Source organism: Streptomyces sp. NBC_01622 (assembly GCF_045209635.1).
GTDB lineage: Bacteria > Actinomycetota > Actinomycetes > Streptomycetales > Streptomycetaceae > Streptomyces.
Genome location: NZ_CP109293.1, coordinates 2,521,579 through 2,540,976, shown reverse-complemented (window position 1 = coordinate 2,540,976; position 19,398 = coordinate 2,521,579). Strand labels below are relative to the sequence as shown.

14 protein-coding genes and 1 pseudogene are annotated in these 19,398 nt (G+C 65.6%); 8 read left to right on the top strand and 7 right to left on the bottom strand.

Features of this window, described 5'->3' with window-relative positions:
* Nucleotides 1–258: 258 nt before the first annotated feature.
* Both OH768_RS11620 and OH768_RS11615 read right to left on the bottom strand, forming a co-directional pair.
* Nucleotides 259–1,629 carry a hypothetical protein gene (locus OH768_RS11620; protein WP_406452730.1) on the bottom strand — a complete coding sequence of 457 codons (1,371 nt, stop codon included), beginning with the start codon at nucleotides 1,627–1,629 and terminating at the stop codon, nucleotides 259–261.
* Nucleotides 1,622–2,380, bottom strand: coding sequence for a cyclase family protein (locus tag OH768_RS11615; protein ID WP_406452728.1), 759 nt, complete (start codon nucleotides 2,378–2,380; stop codon nucleotides 1,622–1,624). The genes OH768_RS11620 and OH768_RS11615 overlap by 8 nt, the downstream gene beginning before the upstream one ends.
* A 108-nt stretch (nucleotides 2,381–2,488) precedes the next feature.
* On the opposite strand from OH768_RS11615, the gene OH768_RS11610 reads away from it, so the two are divergent.
* On the top strand, nucleotides 2,489–3,358 hold the full coding sequence (locus OH768_RS11610) for a LysR family transcriptional regulator (RefSeq protein WP_406452726.1): 870 nt from the start codon (nucleotides 2,489–2,491) through the stop codon (nucleotides 3,356–3,358).
* Nucleotides 3,359–3,831: 473 nt separating this feature from the next.
* Here the strand turns inward: OH768_RS11610 and OH768_RS11605 are convergent, their stop codons facing one another.
* From OH768_RS11605 to OH768_RS11595, 3 genes are all read right to left on the bottom strand, one after another.
* Nucleotides 3,832–5,154: a sugar ABC transporter permease gene (locus tag OH768_RS11605; protein WP_406452724.1), complete on the bottom strand. Its 1,323-nt coding sequence runs from the start codon at nucleotides 5,152–5,154 to the stop codon at nucleotides 3,832–3,834.
* Nucleotides 5,151–5,939 (bottom strand): ATP-binding cassette domain-containing protein, encoded by a 789-nt coding sequence (locus OH768_RS11600; RefSeq protein WP_381241841.1) that lies wholly within the window; start codon nucleotides 5,937–5,939, stop codon nucleotides 5,151–5,153. The genes OH768_RS11605 and OH768_RS11600 overlap by 4 nt, the downstream gene beginning before the upstream one ends.
* 400 nt (nucleotides 5,940–6,339) lie before the next feature.
* Complete coding sequence (locus tag OH768_RS11595) at nucleotides 6,340–7,428, bottom strand: sugar ABC transporter substrate-binding protein (RefSeq protein ID WP_406452722.1); 1,089 nt, start codon at nucleotides 7,426–7,428, stop codon at nucleotides 6,340–6,342.
* A gap of 995 nt (nucleotides 7,429–8,423) precedes the next feature.
* Between OH768_RS11595 and OH768_RS11590 the strand changes: the two are divergent.
* From OH768_RS11590 to OH768_RS11565, 6 genes and pseudogenes are all read left to right on the top strand, one after another.
* Nucleotides 8,424–9,670: pseudogene (locus OH768_RS11590) on the top strand (IS256 family transposase).
* 482 nt (nucleotides 9,671–10,152) lie between these two features.
* Nucleotides 10,153–10,902: a transposase family protein gene (locus OH768_RS11585; protein ID WP_406452720.1), complete on the top strand. Its 750-nt coding sequence runs from the start codon at nucleotides 10,153–10,155 to the stop codon at nucleotides 10,900–10,902.
* A gap of 504 nt (nucleotides 10,903–11,406) precedes the next feature.
* The gene (locus OH768_RS11580; RefSeq protein WP_406452718.1) at nucleotides 11,407–13,335 is read left to right on the top strand and encodes an ATP-dependent nuclease; all 1,929 of its coding nucleotides are present in this window, start codon (nucleotides 11,407–11,409) and stop codon (nucleotides 13,333–13,335) included.
* Between the two features lie 226 nt (nucleotides 13,336–13,561).
* Complete coding sequence (locus OH768_RS11575) at nucleotides 13,562–13,975, top strand: hypothetical protein (RefSeq protein ID WP_406452716.1); 414 nt, start codon at nucleotides 13,562–13,564, stop codon at nucleotides 13,973–13,975.
* Complete coding sequence (locus OH768_RS11570; protein ID WP_406452714.1) at nucleotides 13,962–14,597, top strand: hypothetical protein; 636 nt, start codon at nucleotides 13,962–13,964, stop codon at nucleotides 14,595–14,597. The genes OH768_RS11575 and OH768_RS11570 overlap by 14 nt, the downstream gene beginning before the upstream one ends.
* 50 nt (nucleotides 14,598–14,647) lie before the next feature.
* Nucleotides 14,648–15,115: a hypothetical protein gene (locus OH768_RS11565; protein ID WP_406452712.1), complete on the top strand. Its 468-nt coding sequence runs from the start codon at nucleotides 14,648–14,650 to the stop codon at nucleotides 15,113–15,115.
* A gap of 401 nt (nucleotides 15,116–15,516) precedes the next feature.
* Here the strand turns inward: OH768_RS11565 and OH768_RS11560 are convergent, their stop codons facing one another.
* Together OH768_RS11560 and OH768_RS11555 are read right to left on the bottom strand one after the other, a co-directional pair.
* Nucleotides 15,517–15,891 carry a hypothetical protein gene (locus OH768_RS11560; protein ID WP_406452710.1) on the bottom strand — a complete coding sequence of 125 codons (375 nt, stop codon included), beginning with the start codon at nucleotides 15,889–15,891 and terminating at the stop codon, nucleotides 15,517–15,519.
* A gap of 50 nt (nucleotides 15,892–15,941) precedes the next feature.
* On the bottom strand, nucleotides 15,942–16,340 hold the full coding sequence (locus OH768_RS11555; RefSeq protein ID WP_406452708.1) for a hypothetical protein: 399 nt from the start codon (nucleotides 16,338–16,340) through the stop codon (nucleotides 15,942–15,944).
* Between the two features lie 158 nt (nucleotides 16,341–16,498).
* On the opposite strand from OH768_RS11555, the gene OH768_RS11550 reads away from it, so the two are divergent.
* The gene (locus OH768_RS11550; protein ID WP_406452706.1) at nucleotides 16,499–19,306 is read left to right on the top strand and encodes a hypothetical protein; all 2,808 of its coding nucleotides are present in this window, start codon (nucleotides 16,499–16,501) and stop codon (nucleotides 19,304–19,306) included.
* Nucleotides 19,307–19,398: the final 92 nt, after the last annotated feature.

Sequence of the window (19,398 nt, the reverse complement as noted above, 5' to 3'; positions counted from 1 at the left end):
TGTTGGGAATGGGCAAGGCAGGAACGAGGCGAGGCCGTGTCCTGCGGCGGTGCGCTCGCACCGGCGGGCAGACGCCGGCGGGCCGTGGACGAGGGCGAGCGAGTGCACGGGAGACAGGTCCGGGCCGCAGGTGTGCCCGTACAAGGCAAGGCCGGCTTGGCCGGCGACGCTCAACTGCGTGCGCCGTATGCCGAGGTGGCGGCATACGGCGGCAGTGCGGGTGAGTGCCGGATGAGTGTTTCGGGGCCGCGCAGCCTTCTAGGCGGTGGCGACGAGGACCGCGGAGAGGGAGAGCAGGGCGGGCGGAAGCACGGCCTGGCGGTCGGAGAGGGGCAGGACTTCCTCGGCGAGTGTGAGGCCGAGGACTTCGGTCATGAAGGTGCGCCGGGCCGTGACGCGCTGCCACATATGCGGGTAGCGCTCGGCGAGTTCTGCGCGCAGGTCCGCATCAGCGATCGCTACCGCGTCCTCGCAGTTGGCGGCCAGGTCCGGTGTGGCGCCGACGGGGATGATGTCGGCCTGCAAGGACATGCCCGAGTGGACGGTGCCGGCGGATCCGGCGGCGAACGGGCTGTCGAGCCACTCGTCGATGTGCTGCAGATGGCCGGGGTTGAGCAGTGGGCGGATCTGCGACTTCGCGAGTTCCTTGGTGGTCTGCTCGGCGATATCGGCGGTCGATGCTCCCAGGGTGAGGCCCTGGTACCAGACGGCGATTGCGGCGAAGTAGCCGGCCGCGAAGTCCAGCTGCCGCTGGTCGAGTTCATCGGCGCGCAGCACATAGCCAGCACGGGAGGTCAGGCCGCCCTGCAGGCCGACCGCGGTCGACAGCAGGTCGCCGTGGCCGATCACCCGGTCACTGGGGCTGCACAGGCCGACGACCTTGCCGCTGCCGGTGGTCAGCATCACGTGCGCACTCAGGGGCAGACCGTTGAGACCCATGTGGGCGGCGGTGCCCAGCTCCGAGCGGCCGGGCGTGAGGGCTTCCAGGGCCCGCCAGGCGTGGCCGGCGGCGCGGGTGGAGCGGTGCTCGTTGAGGGCGATCTGGTCGGCCTCATTGCGCGAGCGCAGGCCGTCGATGCCCATCAGCACGGTGGTGGCGTCCGTGAGGTGCTGGGTGACGTCCAGGATCTCACCGACCACGAAGGCCGGCACGGCGTAGGCGAACTGTGACAGGCGGGAGTCGTCGGCCGTGATGGGCCGCCATCCGACCAGTCCCACGCGGGAGTCGGCATCGACACCGGCCTGGCGCAGGGCGGTGGAGACACGCTGCTGGATACTGCGGTCCTGGCCCGGCAGGCTGAGCGACTGACACAGCACGGTGGTGGCGGTAACGGGCAGGCCGGGGACCATCGCGGCCGATTCGTTGCCGGCCAGGATGAAGGGCGCGTTGTCGAGGTCCAGCACGACCAGTGCTTCTTCGAAGCGGGGGTCGAAGCCGGTCAGGTAGAGGCTGTTGCCGGGGTGCTCGCGGTCGGCGTAGGCGATGAGGTGGGTGAGGCCGAGTTCGCGCATCTTGACACGGGCGCGGCTGATGCGGCCGGCGTACACCTCGGGTGACAGGGTCGGCTCAGATCCGAGCTGGGACAGCGGGGGAAGCTCAACCTGGCGCAGGGTGATGTGGTCAGGCACGGGAGTCTCCCTTGGCGACGAGAGCGACCGCGCGGACCGGCGAGCCGGTGCCGCCTGCGATCTTCAGGGGCAGCGCGGCGAACAGGACGACCGGGGGCAGGCCGTCGAGGTTGGTCAGGTTCTCCAGGACCAGGACGCCGTTGGGCAGGAACTCGTAGTGCGCCTTCAGGTCGTCGCCGGAGACATCACCGGGGTCGATGCTGATGCAGTCGATACCGACGGCCTTGATGTTCTTGCCGCGCAGATAGGCGGACGCTTCACCGCTCAGGCCCGGCCAGCCGCGCAGGTAGTCGAAGCCCTCCGGGATCGTCGTCCAGCGCTTGGCCCAGCCGGTGTTGATGATGACGATGTCACCGTCGCGGACCGGTTCGTTGGCCTGCTCCCAGGTCTGCACGTCCTCCAGGCTGATGTGGTGGCTGGTGGCCTCGAACGGGCCGAACGTCATCACCACGGCGCGGCCGATCAGCTGGGACACGCTCAGGTCGGCGGTCGAAATCCGCCTGGGGTCCTCGGGATCGGGGACGAAGTGCGAGGGCGAGTCGATGTGCGTGCCGGAGTGGTCGCACATGATGAGCTGCTTGAATTCCGCGACGTCGTCCATCGACGTGTAGTCGGCGATGATGTACTTCGGATGCGTCGGGAAAGTGGGGATGCCGAGTTCGAGGGTGTGGCTCAGGTCGACGACGTTGAAGCCGTGCAGGGTGTCGGCGAGGCGGTTGACCTCACTGATGGCGTTTATCTGGGAAGTCATACAGGCAGCGAAACACGCTTGAGCGAGGGGTTACAAAGACCACTTACCACTTACCTAATAGGAAAGGGCTATAGGGCAAGCCTATGGGATCGCCAGTAGACTGGACCTATGACAGTCACCTTGCGGCAGATCGAGTACGCCCTTGCTGTCGATGAAGCAGGGGCCATCTGCGCCGCTGCGAAAGCACTGCATGTGGCCCAGCCGTCGTTGTCCCAGCAGATCTCCAGCCTGGAGCGCTCCCTGGGCGTCATGCTCTTCGAGCGCACGGCCACGGGTACCTCCACGACGCCGGCGGGCCGGGCTTTCCTGGCCGAGGCGCTGCAGGCGCTGCAGGCGGTCGAGCGGGCGCGCGAGGTGGCGGTCCGGGCAGCGAGCACTATGCGCAAGGACATCATCATCGGCGCGAACGAGATGACACCGGCTCTCTGGCTGGCGCAGTCGGTGGCGAGTCTTCGGGCGGCTGCTCCGAAGCTCTCGGCTCGCGTCGTGACCTTCTCCGACACCGAATCGCTCATCGAAGCTGTCACATCCGGCGGTATCGACGTCGGTGTCGGCCCCGTACACGCGGCGTCGTGGCGGGAGCGAAAGCAGCGCGTCGGCTCCCTGGAACTCGCTATGGCCGTCTCGCGCAACGCCTCTCCCAGCCTCGGGGGCCCGGTGCCGGCGGGGAAACTCGGTACGCAGGACTGGGTCACCTGCCCGTCGAACGCTCATGCCTTGAGCGAACTGCGCAAGTCGATCGGCGACACACGCACCGACAATCCGTCCGCTGCGAACCTCAGTGCCGCTGTCTCCTACGTGGACGCAGGCCTGGGCGCGACTTTGGTATCGACCGGACAGGCCCTGCCCGACTCGCTCGACCTGGTCGCCATCAACCCCCCGCCAACGGTCGACGTCTACGCCTTCGCTCTGCGCAGCACCGACGTAGTGACGTTCAACCGCATCGCCCGCGAGATCACCGCACGCAGCAACCGCTGAAAACCCGGCCGCCGACAGGACATCGACTGGCTCAAGGAGCCGCGTCGGCCTGCCGGTCTGCCTCGCTGCCACCGGCGCGCACCTGCAAGAGCGACTGCGCCAACCGGCCCGACTGCATGGAGGAGACCGCCGCAGCGCGGTCACGCGCGAGGATGGCTTCGGGCACGGGGCATCGTCGTGTGTACCGCCCGCCGTGGAGCTGTGTTTACCCAAATCTTGATTCTCACCACAGGTTGTCGCATTCACGATTGCCTGACTCACCGGATGTCGCCGGAGAGACTGAACGCTATGAGTGCACAGGCCGAGCGCTTCGTCATTCCTCGTCTTCGAGGTGCCGCATGCCTGATCTGCGCCTGCTCCGGCACACCTGCGGCAACAGGAAGTCTCAAAGGAAGCGAATTCTTTGGCGGACATGCCGAGTGCCGCCGCCCGTCGTCAGGTTCGGGCGGCGGCACGTATGCGGGGCCAGCGTGTCAGGCCCGACCTGCGGCTTTCTGGCTGCGGCGCGACACCGAGTCGATGACCACGGCGCCGAGGAGGACGCCACCGGTGATCATGTACTGGATCGACGTGTTCATGTTGAGCAGGTCGAGGCCGGTCTGGATGGACTGGATGACCAGCATGCCCAGGAGGGCGGACCAGACGGAGCCACGGCCGCCGAACAGCGACGTTCCACCGATGACGGCTGCCGCGATGGCGAGCATCAGGGTGTTGCCGCCACCGGCGTTCAGTGTCGCGGAGGCGGTCTGACCGGCGAAGAACATCCCGCCGACCGCCGCGAAGCCACCGGCGATGGCGAACACGGTGATACGGATCAGCGGGACGTTGATACCGGCCCGACGGGCCGCCTCGATGCCCCCGCCGACCGCGAAGACCTTGCGGCCGAAGGTCGTGCGGCGCAGGACGAAGTCGACGATGGCGAGCGCCGCGAGGAAGATCACCAGGGCGTTGGAAACACCGGAGGCGTTGTTCAGCACGACCGCGGTGACGAAGGACGCCACGGCGAGCAGGCCGACCCGGAGCAGGATCTCGCTGGTGGGCCGGAAGGGCACGCCCGCGGCCTTGCGGCGGCGCTGCTCACCGAAGTTGCCGACGAGGGAGAGGATGACGCCGAGGCCGGCCAGCAGGTAGGCGCCGACGATGGCTTGGTCCATGAAGAAGGAGCTTTGGCCGAGCAGGTGGATCGGACCGGCATCCGAGGGGATGTTGATGGTGCCGCTGGAGCCCAGCAGCCACAGCATCAGACCGTTCCAGCCGAGGAAGCCGGCCAGGGTGACAACGAAGGCCGGTACGCCGATCTTGGCGAAGAACCAGCCGTGCAGGGCGCCGATCAAGGCCCCCGTGACGATGGTCAGGGCCAGACCGAGCCATGGGTTCATGCTGTGGTCGACCACGAACACCGCGAAGATCGTGGACGCGAGTCCGCTGACCGAGCCGACGGACAGGTCGATCTCGCCGAGCAGCAGGACGAAGACGAGGCCGATGGCGAGCATGCCGGTGGCCGACAGGTAGTAGCTGATGTTGGACAGGTTGTCCGCGCTCAGGAACCGGCTGTTCTGCGACTGGAAGATGGTCCAGATGATGACCAGGCCGACCACGACCGGCAGCGAGCCCAGCTCGCCGCCCTTCACCTTGCGGGTGAACTCGGTCCAGTAGCCCTTGAGACCCTCCTCGCGGACCAGCAGCCGCGGGTCGACAACCGTGATCGGCGCGGCTGTGGGGTCGCCAGCAGCATTCTCTTCTCCCGGCGCGGGGCCGGTGATGGGGTTGCTCAGGGTCTTCGATGTGTCGCTCACTTTGCCGCCTCCGTGCTGCGCACCGCACGACGGGTCACGGCGTTGTCCGTGGCACCGGTGATCGCGGCGATGATCGTTTCCTGACTGGTGTCCTTCACCGGGAAGGAGCCGTTGTTCTTGCCGAGGCGCAGCACGTTGACGGTGTCGGCGACCGCCTTGACGTCGGCCATGTTGTGGCTGATGAGGATGACGCCGAGGTTGCGCTCGCGCAGCCGCTCGACCAGGTCGAGGACCTGAGCGGTCTGCTCGACGCCGAGGGCGGCGGTGGGCTCGTCGAGGATGACGACCTTGGGGTCACCGATCAGCGCGCGGGCGATGGCGACGACCTGCCGCTGGCCACCGGAGAGGCTGGCGATCGGGATGCGCACGCTCGGGATGCGGATGGAGAGTGTGCTCAGCAGTTCGCGGGAGTTCTTCTCCATCGTGACCTCGTCGATGACGCCACGGCGAAGCAGCTCACGCCCGAGGTAGAGGTTGCCGACGACGTCGAGGTTGTCGCACAGCGCGAGGTCCTGGTAGACCGTCGCGACGCCGAGTCCCTGGGCGTCGTGCGGCTTGTTGATGCTGACCGGGCTGCCCTCCCATTCGATGACTCCTTCATCGATGGGGTGCACTCCGGCGATGGTCTTCACCAGGGTGGACTTTCCTGCGCCGTTGTCGCCGACCAGTGCGACGACTTCTCCGGCGTGGACCTCCAGCTCTACGTCGGTGAGGGCCTGCACCGCACCGAATCGCTTGGAGACTCCGCGCAACGCCAGCACGGGCGTAGCGGACACGTGAACCATCTCCTTCGCCGCCTGACCGGCGGGGATGCCGCTTATGCCCGAGGTGGGCGCGAGCGGTGGATGACAAAAGAACAAGAATTGAAAGAACAGAGCGTTGTCCTGGGGCGCTCCACTGTGGTGTCGTCCGGCGCCGCCCCGCAGCGGGGAGTGAAGGCGGGGCGGCGCCGGACGAGTTCTGGAGAGGCAGCCCTGGCGACGCCGCGGCGTGGATCTGCCGCAGTGCCGTGCCTTTCGGACCGGGTCGAGGAGTACAGCCGCATTGCTGGCCGACCAGAGGTGAAGGCCGTGCCTTGCCGTTGTGCCGGATAGATCTTGACCGTCTCGCTCCGCGGAGGTCCGGCCGATGGGCCGATGAGACCGCCCGGGTCAACGGGTGTTGCGTCGAGGGGGAGAGCGGATCCTACTGAAGACCGGCCTTCTTGCAGGCGGCGGCGTACTCGGCGGTGCAGATGTCGGCGACCGTGTACAGGCCGTCCTTGACGACCGTGTCGTTGATGTTGTCGGCCGTCACCGACACAGGGGTCAGCAGCCGCGAGGGCACCTTGTCGCCGGAGCCGCTGGTCTCGGTCTGCGTGGCCAGGGAGGAGATGTCCTTGCCCTGCAGCAGGTTGACGGCCAGTTGAGCTGCAGCCTCCGCCTCAGGCTTGAACGCCTTGTAGATGGTGGCCGACTGGGTCCCGACGAGGATCCGCTGGATGGCAGCGAGCTCGGCGTCCTGACCCGTCAGCGGAATGCTGCTGATGCCGGCGCCCTTGAGGGTGGTCGCGATACCGCCGGCCATGCCGTCGTTCGCGGAGTACACACCCGCGATGTTGTTCTTGCCGAGCTGAGTGATGGCCGCGGACATCTTCTGCGCGGCGACCGAGTCCTTCCACAGGCCGGACTGCTCGTAGGCGATGTCGACCTTGCCGTCCAGAGCCTGGTGCGCGCCCTTCTTGAACAGCCCGGCGTTCGGGTCGGCGTCATCACCGTTGATCATGACGACCTTGGACTTGGTGATGGCCTTGGAGCCGAGGGCGTCGAGCAGTGCCTGGCCCTGCAGCTCGCCGACCTTGATCGGGTCGAAGGACACATACGCGGAGACCGGGCCCTGGGCGAGGCGGTCGTACGCGATCACCTTGATCCCCTTGTCGACCGCGGCCTGGATGGAGGACTTGATCGCGGCGGAGTCCTGCGGGTCGACCACGAGCACCTTCACGCCCTTGGTGACCATGGTGCTGATCTGCTGAGCCTGCTTGGCGGCGTCGGCACCGGCGTTGCTGTAGGAGACGGTGCAGTCGCCGCACAGCTCCTTCACCTTGGCCTCGAAGAACGGCTTGTCGAACTTCTCGTAACGCGTGGTGACGCTGTCCGGCAACAGCAGCCCGACGGAGTTGCCGCCAGAGGAGCTGGCGCTGTCACTGCCGGAGTCGTCGCCTCCGGCCTTCCCGCAAGCGGCCACGGAAAGGGCCATCGAAAACGCGGCGGTACCTATGACGAATCTACGCATCGTTGCGTTCATGTCGGAATTCCTCCGAGGAAGGGCCGCAATGTGCGGACGGTGTGACTGGAAGCCAACGCGACCGTCATCGCGGCGTCAAGAATCAATGCCTAGCGGAATGGCGACGGCCATCTTTTGTTCTGGTATCACGAAACAGTTATGAAGATTTGAAGCGATCCCCGGCCTAGATTTCGGCAAATCCGTCGGCATGGGCAGCCGCAACGGCATTTCGGTGTATGCGTCACGGGTAAATTAGATGTGATGGTGTCACTGCATCAGATGGTGCTTCTTTTCATTTGTGATCGCGAGGTTTTGGTGCGTCTCGGGACTCATTCGCCGGTCCCTCGCGCATTCAGTGACTGAGTGAGCTGTGCGGGGTGCGCGGATCGCGCGCCGCCCCGGGATCGGTCGGACCGGCTGAGCGTGCCCGCCGGGTTTCGCCGCACCGGGGCACCCCCCTGTCGCTCAAGACGCAGAACCGGGCCGACCCTTGCGCCGCGTTGCCGTATGCCGTTAGCAATGCAGTCAAGCCGCATTCGCTCGCACGTTACAAAGACGGGTTTCCTCTTCGGCGATAGGGTCAGCCTCTTACCCCTCCCGCCACCGCAAACTGATCACGCACCGGCTCGACGCCCGCCATCGAGGCAACCGGACGCCGCCACGTCGAGCAGAGCGTCGCATACGCCCAGGCCAGAGCCTGCATCGCCAGTGCAGGTCGTCTCAGCTGTGCGCCAGAAAGCGCAGGAAGGGGTCGTCAGCGTGAAACCTCGGCCATGGCGGCAGTCACTGCTGCGTAGCGACCCGGCACCCGGAACGAACTGTGTCTCCACGGGTGCAGCGGCTCCGGATGGTGTCTCGCGAAGTGGTGTAGCCGGTCAAGGTTCGTGAGCGCGCGGGTGTCTGCCCGGGGCGTGCATCCGCTGCTGCTGCCTGCTCCCTGAACAAGGGCAGGCCATCGCGCAAGTCTCCCTGGTGAACGGGCAGTTCAACCGGAGGAGTGCACGATGGCCTTGTCCCAGTCTGACCTGATGCGGCTGCTGGAGTCACTACGTACGGCCGACGGAGTTGAGACGATCAGGATGCTGTGCGAGCGCATCCTGCAGGAACTCATCGAGGCCGAAGCGACCGAGACCATCGGTGCCGCCCCGGGCGAGCATTCAAGCGAGCGCACTACCTGGCGCAACGGTCACCGTGACCGGCTGCTGACCACGCAGGCCGGCGACCTGGACCTGAAGATCCCCAAGGTGCGCACCGGGTCGTTCTTCCCCTCCCTGCTCGAACGCCGCCGGCGTATCGACCGGGCCCTGTTCGCCGTGGTGATGGAGGCATACGTGCACGGCGTCTCGACCCGCTCGGTCGACGACCTGGTCAAAGCACTCGGGGCGGACAGCGGCATCTCGAAGTCGCAGGTGTCGCGGATCTGCGGCGAACTCGACGCCGAACTCGAAGCGTTCAAGGAACGGCCGCTGGACCACACCGCCTTCCCTTACGTCTTCCTGGACGCGACCTACTGCAAGGCCCGGGTCAACCACCGGATCGTGTCCCAGGCCGTGGTCATCGGCACCGGCATCTCCGTGACCGGCCACCGCGAGATCCTCGGACTGATGGTCGGCGACAGCGAGTCGAAGCCGTTCTGGACGAAGTTCCTGCGTTCCTTACGGGCCCGCGGCCTGGAAAACGTCCAGCTGGTCATCTCCGACAGCCACAGCGGCCTGGTGGCCGCGATCCGCACCGTCTTCCTCGGCTCGGCCTGGCAACGATGCCGAGTCACTTCGTGCGAGACGTCTTCAGCGTGATCGAGAAGGGTTCAGGAGAGATGGTCGCCGCGACCATCCGCACCGTCTTCGCGCAGACCACCGGCGAGGCCGTCCGCACCCAGCTGAACGTGGTGGCCGACATGCTCGGACGACAGTTCCCGCAGGTCAAGGCGATGCTGTTGGACGCCGCAGGAGGCATCACCGCGTTCGCCGACTTCCCGCCCGCGCACTGGAAGAAGATCTGGTCCACCAACCCGCTGGAACGGCTGAACCGGGAGATCAAACGGCGTGCCGACGTCGTCCAGGTCTTCCCCAACCCCGCCGCCCTCGACCGGCTCGCCGCCGCGGTCCTGGCCGAACTCCACGACGAATGGCAGGTCTTCGACCGCCGCTACCTCTCCGAAGCCTCCATGGCCGAACTCCTCACGACGCAACCGACCGAGGACGATCCCCAGCTTCCACCACAGCAGAAACCGAATCAGCTCGACCAGTGACTACACCACTCGGCGGGACACCATCACGAAAGATTGAGACTAGGGCTGTAGAGAGTTCCCAGAGTCTGAAATCCAATCTGGATTCGGCAGCAGCAGGGCTGAGAAGTACGGCCCCCTCGACGGGATCCGGGTCAGATTTTGCACACGGTGGCCCGTTCGCCAGGGAGCGGTCATTGAAGGCACCGGCGAACCGACACAAGGAACACGCAATGGAGCAGGCGCTTAGAAGGCGCCTGGCGGGGACATGCCTGTTGCGCCTCCGACCTGCCGTTGCGTTGCCCTGACCTGCAGTCAGTGGATTTTCCGGCGTTTTCGGGAAGGGGTGCCTCTGGCTGCGACTGATGCTGGGTGCGCGGCTGACTTACGGAGCTGTTTCAGAGTGGCCACTGATCAGGTGACGACGTCGGCGTCGGCAACGGACAAGGCTCCTACGCCGTTGAGGGAGGTGTTCGACGTCTCAACTCATTGGCGCAGGAGCCTTGTTGGTTGCCTATCCTGCCGTACTCGACCTGCCGCATGCCCTGGTCGAGTGGGTCACCATGCTGATCGTCACCCGGGAGGGTGACCGCCGTTGCAAGCTCCCGCCGCACCAGCGTGCGCTGGTCGGCCTGGTGTACCTGCGCCGACACGACACCCTCGCCCAACTCGCGGCCGGCTTCGGTATTTCCGTCGGCACCGCCCACGCCTACACGGCGGCCGTCATCGACCTGCTCGCCGACCGCGCACCCGGTCTCCTGCGGACCCTGCGCGAAGCCGACCCCGACTACGTCCTGCTCGACGGCACTCTGGCGGAGTGCGACCGGGTCGGAGACAGCAGAGCCGACTTCTCCCAAAAACACCGACGCCACGGCGTGAACGTGCAGGTGGTGACCGACCCAGCCGGACGACTGCTGTGGATCTCACCCGCACTGCCAGGCCGCGCACACGACCTGACCGCGGCCCGCACCCACCGGATCATCCGGATCTGTGAGCGTCAGGGCATCCCGGTCCTCGCCGACCGTGCCTATATGGGCGCCGGCCCATGGGTGACGACAGCCCTCAGGCGCCCGCCGGGCCGTGACCTCACACCCACCCAACAGACCGTCAACCGTGCGCTGTCCGCAGCCCGGGCACCGGTCGAGCGCGGCATCGCACGACTGAAGTCATGGCGCATCTTCCGCAGATCCCGGTGCAGCCCGAATCGAATGACGTCAATCGCCGCCGCCGTCCTCACCCTGGAGCGGCAACGCTGAAAACGCTCACGGACTCGGAACGGACGCTGACCGATCACGCGCGCGTGCGACTCGCGGCATCCCACCAGCCTTCGCCACGTTGCCGTCGACTAGAGCCAGCCATGGCGGCCGTGCTGCAATGACGGTCCCTGAGCCCTCAGCTTGGGAAGCGACGGCGCTTACATAGCTCCATGCCTTCTGACCTGCACAGATGTATCGCAGCGTGGTGGTTGCGAGGGCCTGGTGGCGCCGCTGTTGACCGTAGTTATCCGCCCTTAAGAGCACGCTGTGGGCACGACGCTCCGCGACGGGCGGATGTCGCGCTGATGTGGCCCTCTTGCTGCCCGAGGTCCGTCGGGGCGTAGGTCGGCCGCCCGAGGTCATTGCGAACGCACATGGATGGCGGCGTCCGAATCCGAGGAATCACTCATCTCGGTAATTCGGCTGATTGGGTGTCAGGGGCGCTGCTAGCGTCCACAAACGTCACACGGAGAGTCAAATGCCCCGCCCGCCCCAAACGCCAGGATGACCGTGAAGATCAAGCGCGTTCGCATCGAGAACTTCTGCTGTCTGCACAAGGTGGACGTGACCTTCGAAGACATCACCTCCTTCATCGGGCCGACGGGGGTCGGCAAGTCCACCGTGTTGCGTGCGCTCGACTGGTTCTTCAATGGTGAGAAGGGCGTCGCCCTCAGCGACGACGACATCCACTCGGCGGCCGAGGACGGCCGTATCTCCGTGGAGGTGGAGTTCGACGGACTCACCGAGCACGATCGCCAGACTCTTGGGCGGTATGCACCCGACGGCGCTGCGAGCGTGAGTATCTGGCGGACCTGGCAGAACGGCGAGGACAAGATCACGGGCAAGGCGCTCGCGTACGGGCCTTTCGAGGAGGTGCGCAAGAACGAGAAGGCCATGGAACTACGGCGTGCCTACGACCAGTTGAGGGAGAGCGACACGAGCCTGGGGTTGTCGGCCGCCGGCACCAAGGACAAGGTCCTGGAGGCGATGCGCACGTGGGAGTTGGCCAATCGCGACCGTCTCACCGAGGCCGAGGTCGAGGACACGCACTTCTTCGGCTTCGCCGGGCAGAGCCGCCTCGCCCAGCTGATGGACTTCGTGTTCGTCTCCGCCGACCTGCGGGCGTACGAGGAGGCCGACGATCAGAAGGCGACTGCGCTCGGCCGGATCCTCGACCACGCCGTTGACCGCTCACAGGCGAACGAGCAGCTCGGCGAGATCGAGGAGAACGCTCATCTGGCCCGGCAGGAAGTGCACAGCAAGGTGTACGGCCCGGTGCTGGACGAGGTGTCGGCCGCGCTCTCGGCGGAGGTCGCCAAATTCACCACCGGACGCGAGGTGGTCGTGACCCCCACGGTGCAGGCTCCGAGGCCGGCCCGAACAACCTTCCAGGTAAGCATCCGGGACGGTGCTGCTCATACCTCGGTGCACCGGCAAGGTCACGGCTTCCAGCGCGCCCTGATCATCGCCGCGCTGAAGTACCTCGCCGACCGCAGGCGCTCGGCCGACGGCATGAGGACGCTTTGCCTGGCCATTGAGGAGCCCGAGCTTTTCCAGCACCCGCCTCAGGCGCGGACCTTCGCGAAGGTGCTCCGCGAACTGGTCGCCACCTCGCCGCAGGCGCGTACTCAGGTCATGTACGCCACCCACAACCCGGTCTTCATCGATCCGAAGGGGTATCACCAGATTCGGCGCCTGGGCCGCGCTGCCGGCGAGGGGCACCCCGTCACCGAAGTGTGGCAGGCCACGGAGGAGGACCTGTGCGGGGCCTTGGACGGGCTCGTCGACAAGAAGGTGATCAATAGCAGGACCGAGGGCACGCTGAGCGGCTCGCTGGCGGAGGGCTTCTTCGCCCATGCCGTGGTGCTTGTCGAGGGGCGCGGGGACGAAGGAGTGATCACCGGTTGCGCGGACCGGTCAGGGATCAACCTGGGCGCGGAGGGCATCAGCGTCATCGAGGTCCACGGCAAGGACAACCTCATGATCTCTGACGCACTCTTCAGCGCCCTGGGCGTGCCCTGCTACGTCGTGTTCGACGGCGACGCCGGCATGGAGGAGCGCAAGCGGGCGTCGGTGCAACACCTCATCCCGCAGCAGCGGCAGGACAAGGAGCAGGAGTTCGAGCGCCAGGCACGGAACAACCAGACCAAGAACGCGAATCTTCTCCGGTACCTGGGTGCGATGCCCAATCCCCAGCCCGCCGACGACTCGACCGGCCGCTACACCGTGTTCGAGGACACCCTGGAGACCCACCTCGACCATCACTGGCCGACCTGGGAGGAGCGCAGGCAGGAACTCGTTCGTGCCGGCGAGGGCATCGACGGGAAGAACGCGGCGACATATCTGGAGACGACCCGAACGGCCGCTACGGAGCCGCCGTTCCTGCTGCACGCCTTGCTGGAGAACGTCCGGTCGCTGACCGGGCGACGGTAGCCAGATGGTTCCCTCACGCGGGCTCGCGGCTCTACGCCAGCTACGGACCTGATGGTCAGGGGCTGTGGCCGTGCCCAGGCGACGTGCCGATCGAGGAGCCGATATCGCCCGGCTGACCGCGTGGCCGTGGCGGAGGCGGTGTATGCGGATTTTCCCTTCGGAGTGTCAGTGGTGCCCGGTAGGTTCTGCTGGGGCACGTCACCACGAACGGGGAGACATCTCGATCATGTACGACGCCGAATTAATGGCTGTTGCCACTGGCGCAGCCAGCACGCTCGTCGCGGCCATAACCACGTCGGGCGTCGAGAAGATGCGCCTGAAGGTTGCGCACTTCTTCCGCCGGGCCACTCCGGAGCAGCAGAGGGCGGCTACTGATGCAGTGGATGACACTGCTGCGCAGCTCACTTCGCCCGCTCCAGAGACTCGGGCGCTCGCAGAGACCGCCTGGGCGCAGCTCATCGCTCGATACCTTGCCGAGCACCGCGACGCCCTGAGCGAGGTGGACGAACTCGCGGTGCCCACCCCGTCGGCCTCGAAGGTCTGGAACCAGCACAACACCGGAACAGGAACGTTCATCGGTGGTGACGTCCACGGTGGCATGACCTTCAACCACGGCGGGGCGTCAGATGGCGGACGCTGAGCACCGGGAACAGCACAACCACGGCTCCGGCACGTTCGTGGGCGGCGACGTCCACGGTGGCCTCTGGCAGATCTTTCTCCCGCCCTACGGGAAGAAGACGTCCGGCAAACCGGCGTCGACGAAACGCCGACCCGAGCAGGACGACGAGGAGGAGGATGACTACGAGGACCGCTTGGAGTCTTTGATCGGGTCTGCATGGATTGCCGCTTCGGCTGGTCTGGCCGTCGTCTATGCGGTCATGGGCTGGCCTTGGACCGATCATGACCCGACTCCGAGTATCGCTGCACGCATCGGCGGAGGGCTCGTCGCCTTCTACCTTTGCTTGGCAGCGGCGGCTGCCTTTTTCGCCCGTCTTGCTCAGGTCTTCGAGGTCTGGTCGGAACAATGTGCCATCACGGCTGCGCAAAGCCGAGGTCGGTTGGTTGCCAGGCCCCCTGCGTCAATGTCCAGGGCGATGGCTGCATTGACCGCAGTGGCAGGTATCGCGGCCGAACTGCTCGCATCTCTCTTCGGCTGGTCATCTTTCGGGGGCGAAGTATCGCAACGTGCGCATGTAGCCCGTCTCAACGCAGCTGCCAACGCGAACTCGGCTCGCGCCGCGACGAAGAGGCCCAAGGCGTAGTCACGGGCCGACGGACTCACTGGTAGGGCGGGGCGCCCTACGCTCTGGTCATGACTACGACACCAGCAGATCCGCAGGGCCAGGACGCGACCTTGGAACTGCTGAACAGCGAGCTGGCGTCGAGGCTGACCCGTCAGTCGGACTCCTTGGCGAAGATCGATACGAAGGCCATTTTCTTGATCGGGTTCGCTGCGACTGCCGCTCAGTTCCTGGCGACGCACAAGCACCAGCCGGTCTTGACCTACGTGGCCTTCGCCGCGTACGCGCTCGCTTTGGCGGCTGGCATGCAGACCTTTCGGGTAGCTGACCACAGGGATCTTGAAGCGCGCCCCTTGCTGGACGCCCACGCTGGTTTGCTCAAAGGGCAGGCGTTGGCCGCGTTGGCTGCGGCCCGTGTGGTGATCTTTGAGAGGAACCAGGAACGGGAACGGCAGAAGGCCAAGTTGTGGGGGATCAGTCTGTGGTCGCTTGTTGTCGGGCTCGTTCTGTCCACAGCGGCACTCGTGATGCACGATTGAACTTATGAGCGACGACCAGGATGCAGGAGCAGGACAGACGTCTTCACCTCCGGCACCAGCACCAGCACCTGCACCGCCGGCGCAACCGCAGCCGAGCTTCACCGACACACACTTCAACCCCGCTCTGGTAGGGACCGAGAAGAAGAGCGACAACCCCACCGTCAACAAGGCGGTTCAACCCCCAGGCGCCACGGAGCAACGCTGACAACAGGGCGTACCGGAACGGCCACCGGTACGCCCTGTTTGGGGAGTGACCCAGAGCTGCGTACAGGTGGGTCTGCCCGCTCGGGTCGCTCCGAGCCCCAGGTACTGCCCTGCTCCGAACCGGGCGCCCGCAAGGCGTGCGGGCTGCCCCGGCGCAGGACGCGAGTGCGTTCTTGTTCCCCGCAGCCTCTGCCCTCCTAGATATTGGTGCGGCCGTCGAAGTACCCGGGGACCTTGGCGTTGAGGGTCTGCTCGACCTCTTGGTATGCGCTGAAGTGGGACAGCGGGGTGTTGTGGAGGGCGAACCGAAGGTCCCTGATCAGAGCTTTCAAGGTCACCTCCTTGCCAGGCTGGGGAGCGTGACGGCGTGCTTCGGCTAGAAGATCCGCGAAGAGTGTCACCGCGCTGCTTCGGTTCGTCTCCCATAGCCAGGCGAAGACGTTGCCGAAGGGGTCGCCTGGGTGGGCTACGCCGCCGTCGGCGTAGCTCTTGGCGAGATCGATGGCCTCGTGGCAGACGAACCCCGTGAGCAGGTGGTTGTACGTACGCTGAGGGACTTCCATGTTGTCCATTTCCGCTCCTTGGCTGTAGGTGAATGGCTGGTGATGGTGGCCCCGATGGGTCAGCTCCCGTCGCCGTACTGTGCTCGCAGTCGGCTGGCGATACCGGTCACTTCTGTAGGCGAGAACACCGTGACGTCTATGTCCTTGGCATCCCGGACAGCGACCTGCCACCTACCCCGCTCATCCTGGGCAACCTGAATGGGAGGCTGCGCCAGCCAGGCAGGATCAATGCCGCGCCGCACGACGATGCCTATGAGTGGCACAGTCGCCGGCGCGGCTCTCAACCAAAAACCGCCGCCGCCCATCAGCAGGTCAGCGAGGGCTTCGACGGCGTCGTCGCCCCGCACGGCTTCCGTGGTGAAACGGAACTCGCCTTCGCCGGCATCCGTGAGGGTCACAGTCAGGTACGTGCAGTCCTCGGGGCGATTCCACGGCGGAGTTCTCCAGGAGAAGGTCATTGCCTCATCCTCCCCTTGTACACAAGGCAGTTGACGTGGTGTCGGGTGCTCCCTGCGACACGGTGATGTGTTCCAGCCATGTCCGGATGGCCCCCTGCTGTCCGGGTCCGAGCAGCGCTAACATCCGCGAACTGAAAACACGGGGGAGGCCGAGACGGATGCTGCTGTCATTACAGAGCAAGCCCTGGCTGCGTCCGGTGGTGCAGGCCCTTCAGCTCTTTGCAGCACCGAACCGGGACGCGGTCTACGAACGGTGCGTTGACATCGCGCTCGATGAGCCTTCGCGTGCACGGAAGCTAGGGAAGAGGCCAGGAACCTCACGGCGCGACGTCTTCCGCGAGATGCACCGCTCCATGTACCGCAACGCCGCCTACACCCAAGCTGATGGCCCCGAACGGGCCGCGTACGACAAGGCCGTCGTCGATCTGGAACGTGCACGTGCTAAACAGCAGGTCGTCGCAGACGAACCTGAGTGGAACTGGAAAATTGCCTGCAGCCTTCTGGCCGCAACCAGCCTGATCCTGCTCATCTTCGGCGGCTTTATGGCTGTGTTGATAGGCGTCTTCAGTGCCGCTGTGCTGGTCTTCATCCTGTTCTGGTGTGGCACCGCAGTGTGGTTCAACCTCCGGCACTGCCTGCTCGCCGCCATGCTCGGAATCCCGTGCGCCGTTGGACGAGCGGAGCTCGGCTACCGCGCCGTGATCTGGGGTGTGGTCCTCTTCGACGGCGGCATCGTCCCCGTGATGGACGGAATGATCCGTCACCTCATGGGCGAAGACCCCGACTCTCTTTTCGTCCCGCAAGGAACGTCGAAGGGCCTGCGCGCCCCGCGCGCACCGGGATTTGTCGTGAAGACCGAAGCCATGGAGCAGATGCACCGCAAGCTCAACCACCTGGATGAGGGCACCATCGCGGTCTGCGGTCCACGAGGAGTGGGCAAGTCCACGCTGCTGGAGAACGCCACAGAGCAGGCAGACTTCGGCGTCCTGATCCAGGCGCCCGCCACCTATGCCCCGCACGACTTTCTGGTCTCGCTCTCGGTGCGTCTGTGCCAGGACTACATGGACCACGAAGGCTACCCGGCACCTGACTTCGCGCGTCTGTCGCCGTTCCATCGGATGTTGAAGAGCGCGCGCCACAGAATCAGGATGCTGGGCCGCTGGTCGTCCTTCGCGTTGCCGGCGGCGGCCTTGCTCGTCCTGGGCCTCTCCTCGGCCGCCCGTTCGATGTATGCCCGGTACGAAGCCTCAGCCTCCGACTACGCCCACACCTGGGCACGCGCCGTCCAGGACTGGGTCCATGACGTGTGGAGCGGGCACGCCGTCGTCACCAGCGTCACGATCAGCATCGTCGGCATCGCCTGGTGGCTCTCACGCCATGACCCGTGGCTTCCCCGAGTACTGGGGCGACTATGGCGCAGGCTCGGACCCAAGCTGGGCATAGTCATAGCCTTCGGTAGCCTGGCCAGCACCCTGTTTGACCCACAGATAGAACAGCTCGCACGGAACGTGCCCTTTGACACTGGCTATCCGGCTTTGATGTTGGTCGGCGGATGGCTTTTCGCCTTCTCGACAAGCAAGAGGGTGAAGGCACACCTGGATGTCGGACGGTGGACGCTGTACGCCAGCGACGTCTGGAAGATCCTCGCCACCTGCCTCGGCACCTATCTTCTTTACTTCCTCATCCGCACGCCCCAGACCTACGCGCTCATTGCAGACCCCGAAAACCCTCTCAGGATCGCTGGCCTTGTCACCGGCATCTTGCTCGCCCGTGCTGCTGGATGGCGGCCCACCCCGGCAGAGCCACATCTCGTCACCCGCTGCCGTAACCACCTCTACCGACTGCAGACCGTTCAGACGACGACCAACAGCCTGTCCAACGCCACCGCTCAGATCATGGCGTTGGGCGGTTCCCACGCCACGTCCATCTCGACGATTCCGCCTAACTTTCCCGCTCTGGTGGAAGAGTTCCGTGATCTCCTGACCAGCATCGCCAACGTCCTGGCACTCAGAAGGCAGCGTGTCCTCATTGCCATCGACGAAGTCGACCGCCTTGGCTCCGATGCGCAGGCGCTGGCCTTCCTGGCCGAGATCAAGGCGATCCTGGGCGTCCGCCACGTCTACTACTTGATCTCCGTCGCCGAAGATGTCGGCGCCGCATTCGTCCGCCGCGGCCTGCCCCACCGGGATGTCACCGATAGCTCACTAGACGACATCATCCACGTCGACGCATGCACCCTGAAAGAAGCCAACGACATCCTGGAAGAGCGGTCACAGGACCACACGCCACACACCGCGCTTCTGGCCCACAGCCTCTCCGGCGGCCTCCTCCGTGATCTGCTGCGCTACAGCCTGCAGATCGAAGAGATACAAGCTAAGACCGAGGCACACGAACTCGCGCACATCTCACGCCAGCTCATCTTCGAAGAACTCTCCGAGACCCTGGCCGGATTCCGCACCCTGCTGAGCAAACAACAGTGGACGCAAGACACCAGCGGCATCCTCAGCGACTTCCGCACGCTCTGCGGCCATCTCAAAAGCTCGCAGTGCGCCTGCCCTGACGGGCCGCTCTTCCAAGCGCTCGAACATTTCGCCCACCAACCCGCGGGTAGCCAGTCGGCCTACGGAGACATCACCGATGCGGCCCGCCAACTCATCGACGAAGCCGCTGCCTACAGCTACTTCTCCCTCACGCTGCTGGAAATCTTCACCGCCCCAGGGCTCGACCGGCGCGGCGAACACGCCGCTGCGCAAAGCTCCTACGGTGCTCATGAACGACTAGCCGAGTCCCGCCTCGAACTAGGCATCTCCCCGTACAGCGCGCGCACTTTCATCGCCCACATACGCAAGGCATGGTCGCTCAACGACAGCCCCAGCAGCGACATCATCGCAACGGCCCTGCGCCAACTGTCCTGCCCCCTGCACGGATCACGCCCTGACGCATTTGGTCTGAGGAGGAGCAGTTAGTCGAGGCCACCAAGCTCCGCAGCAGTGCCGAGGAGCCTTCGCGCCGTCCTGCGTGAACCTTGGCGACACCAAATCGGCGGTTCTCGACCGGC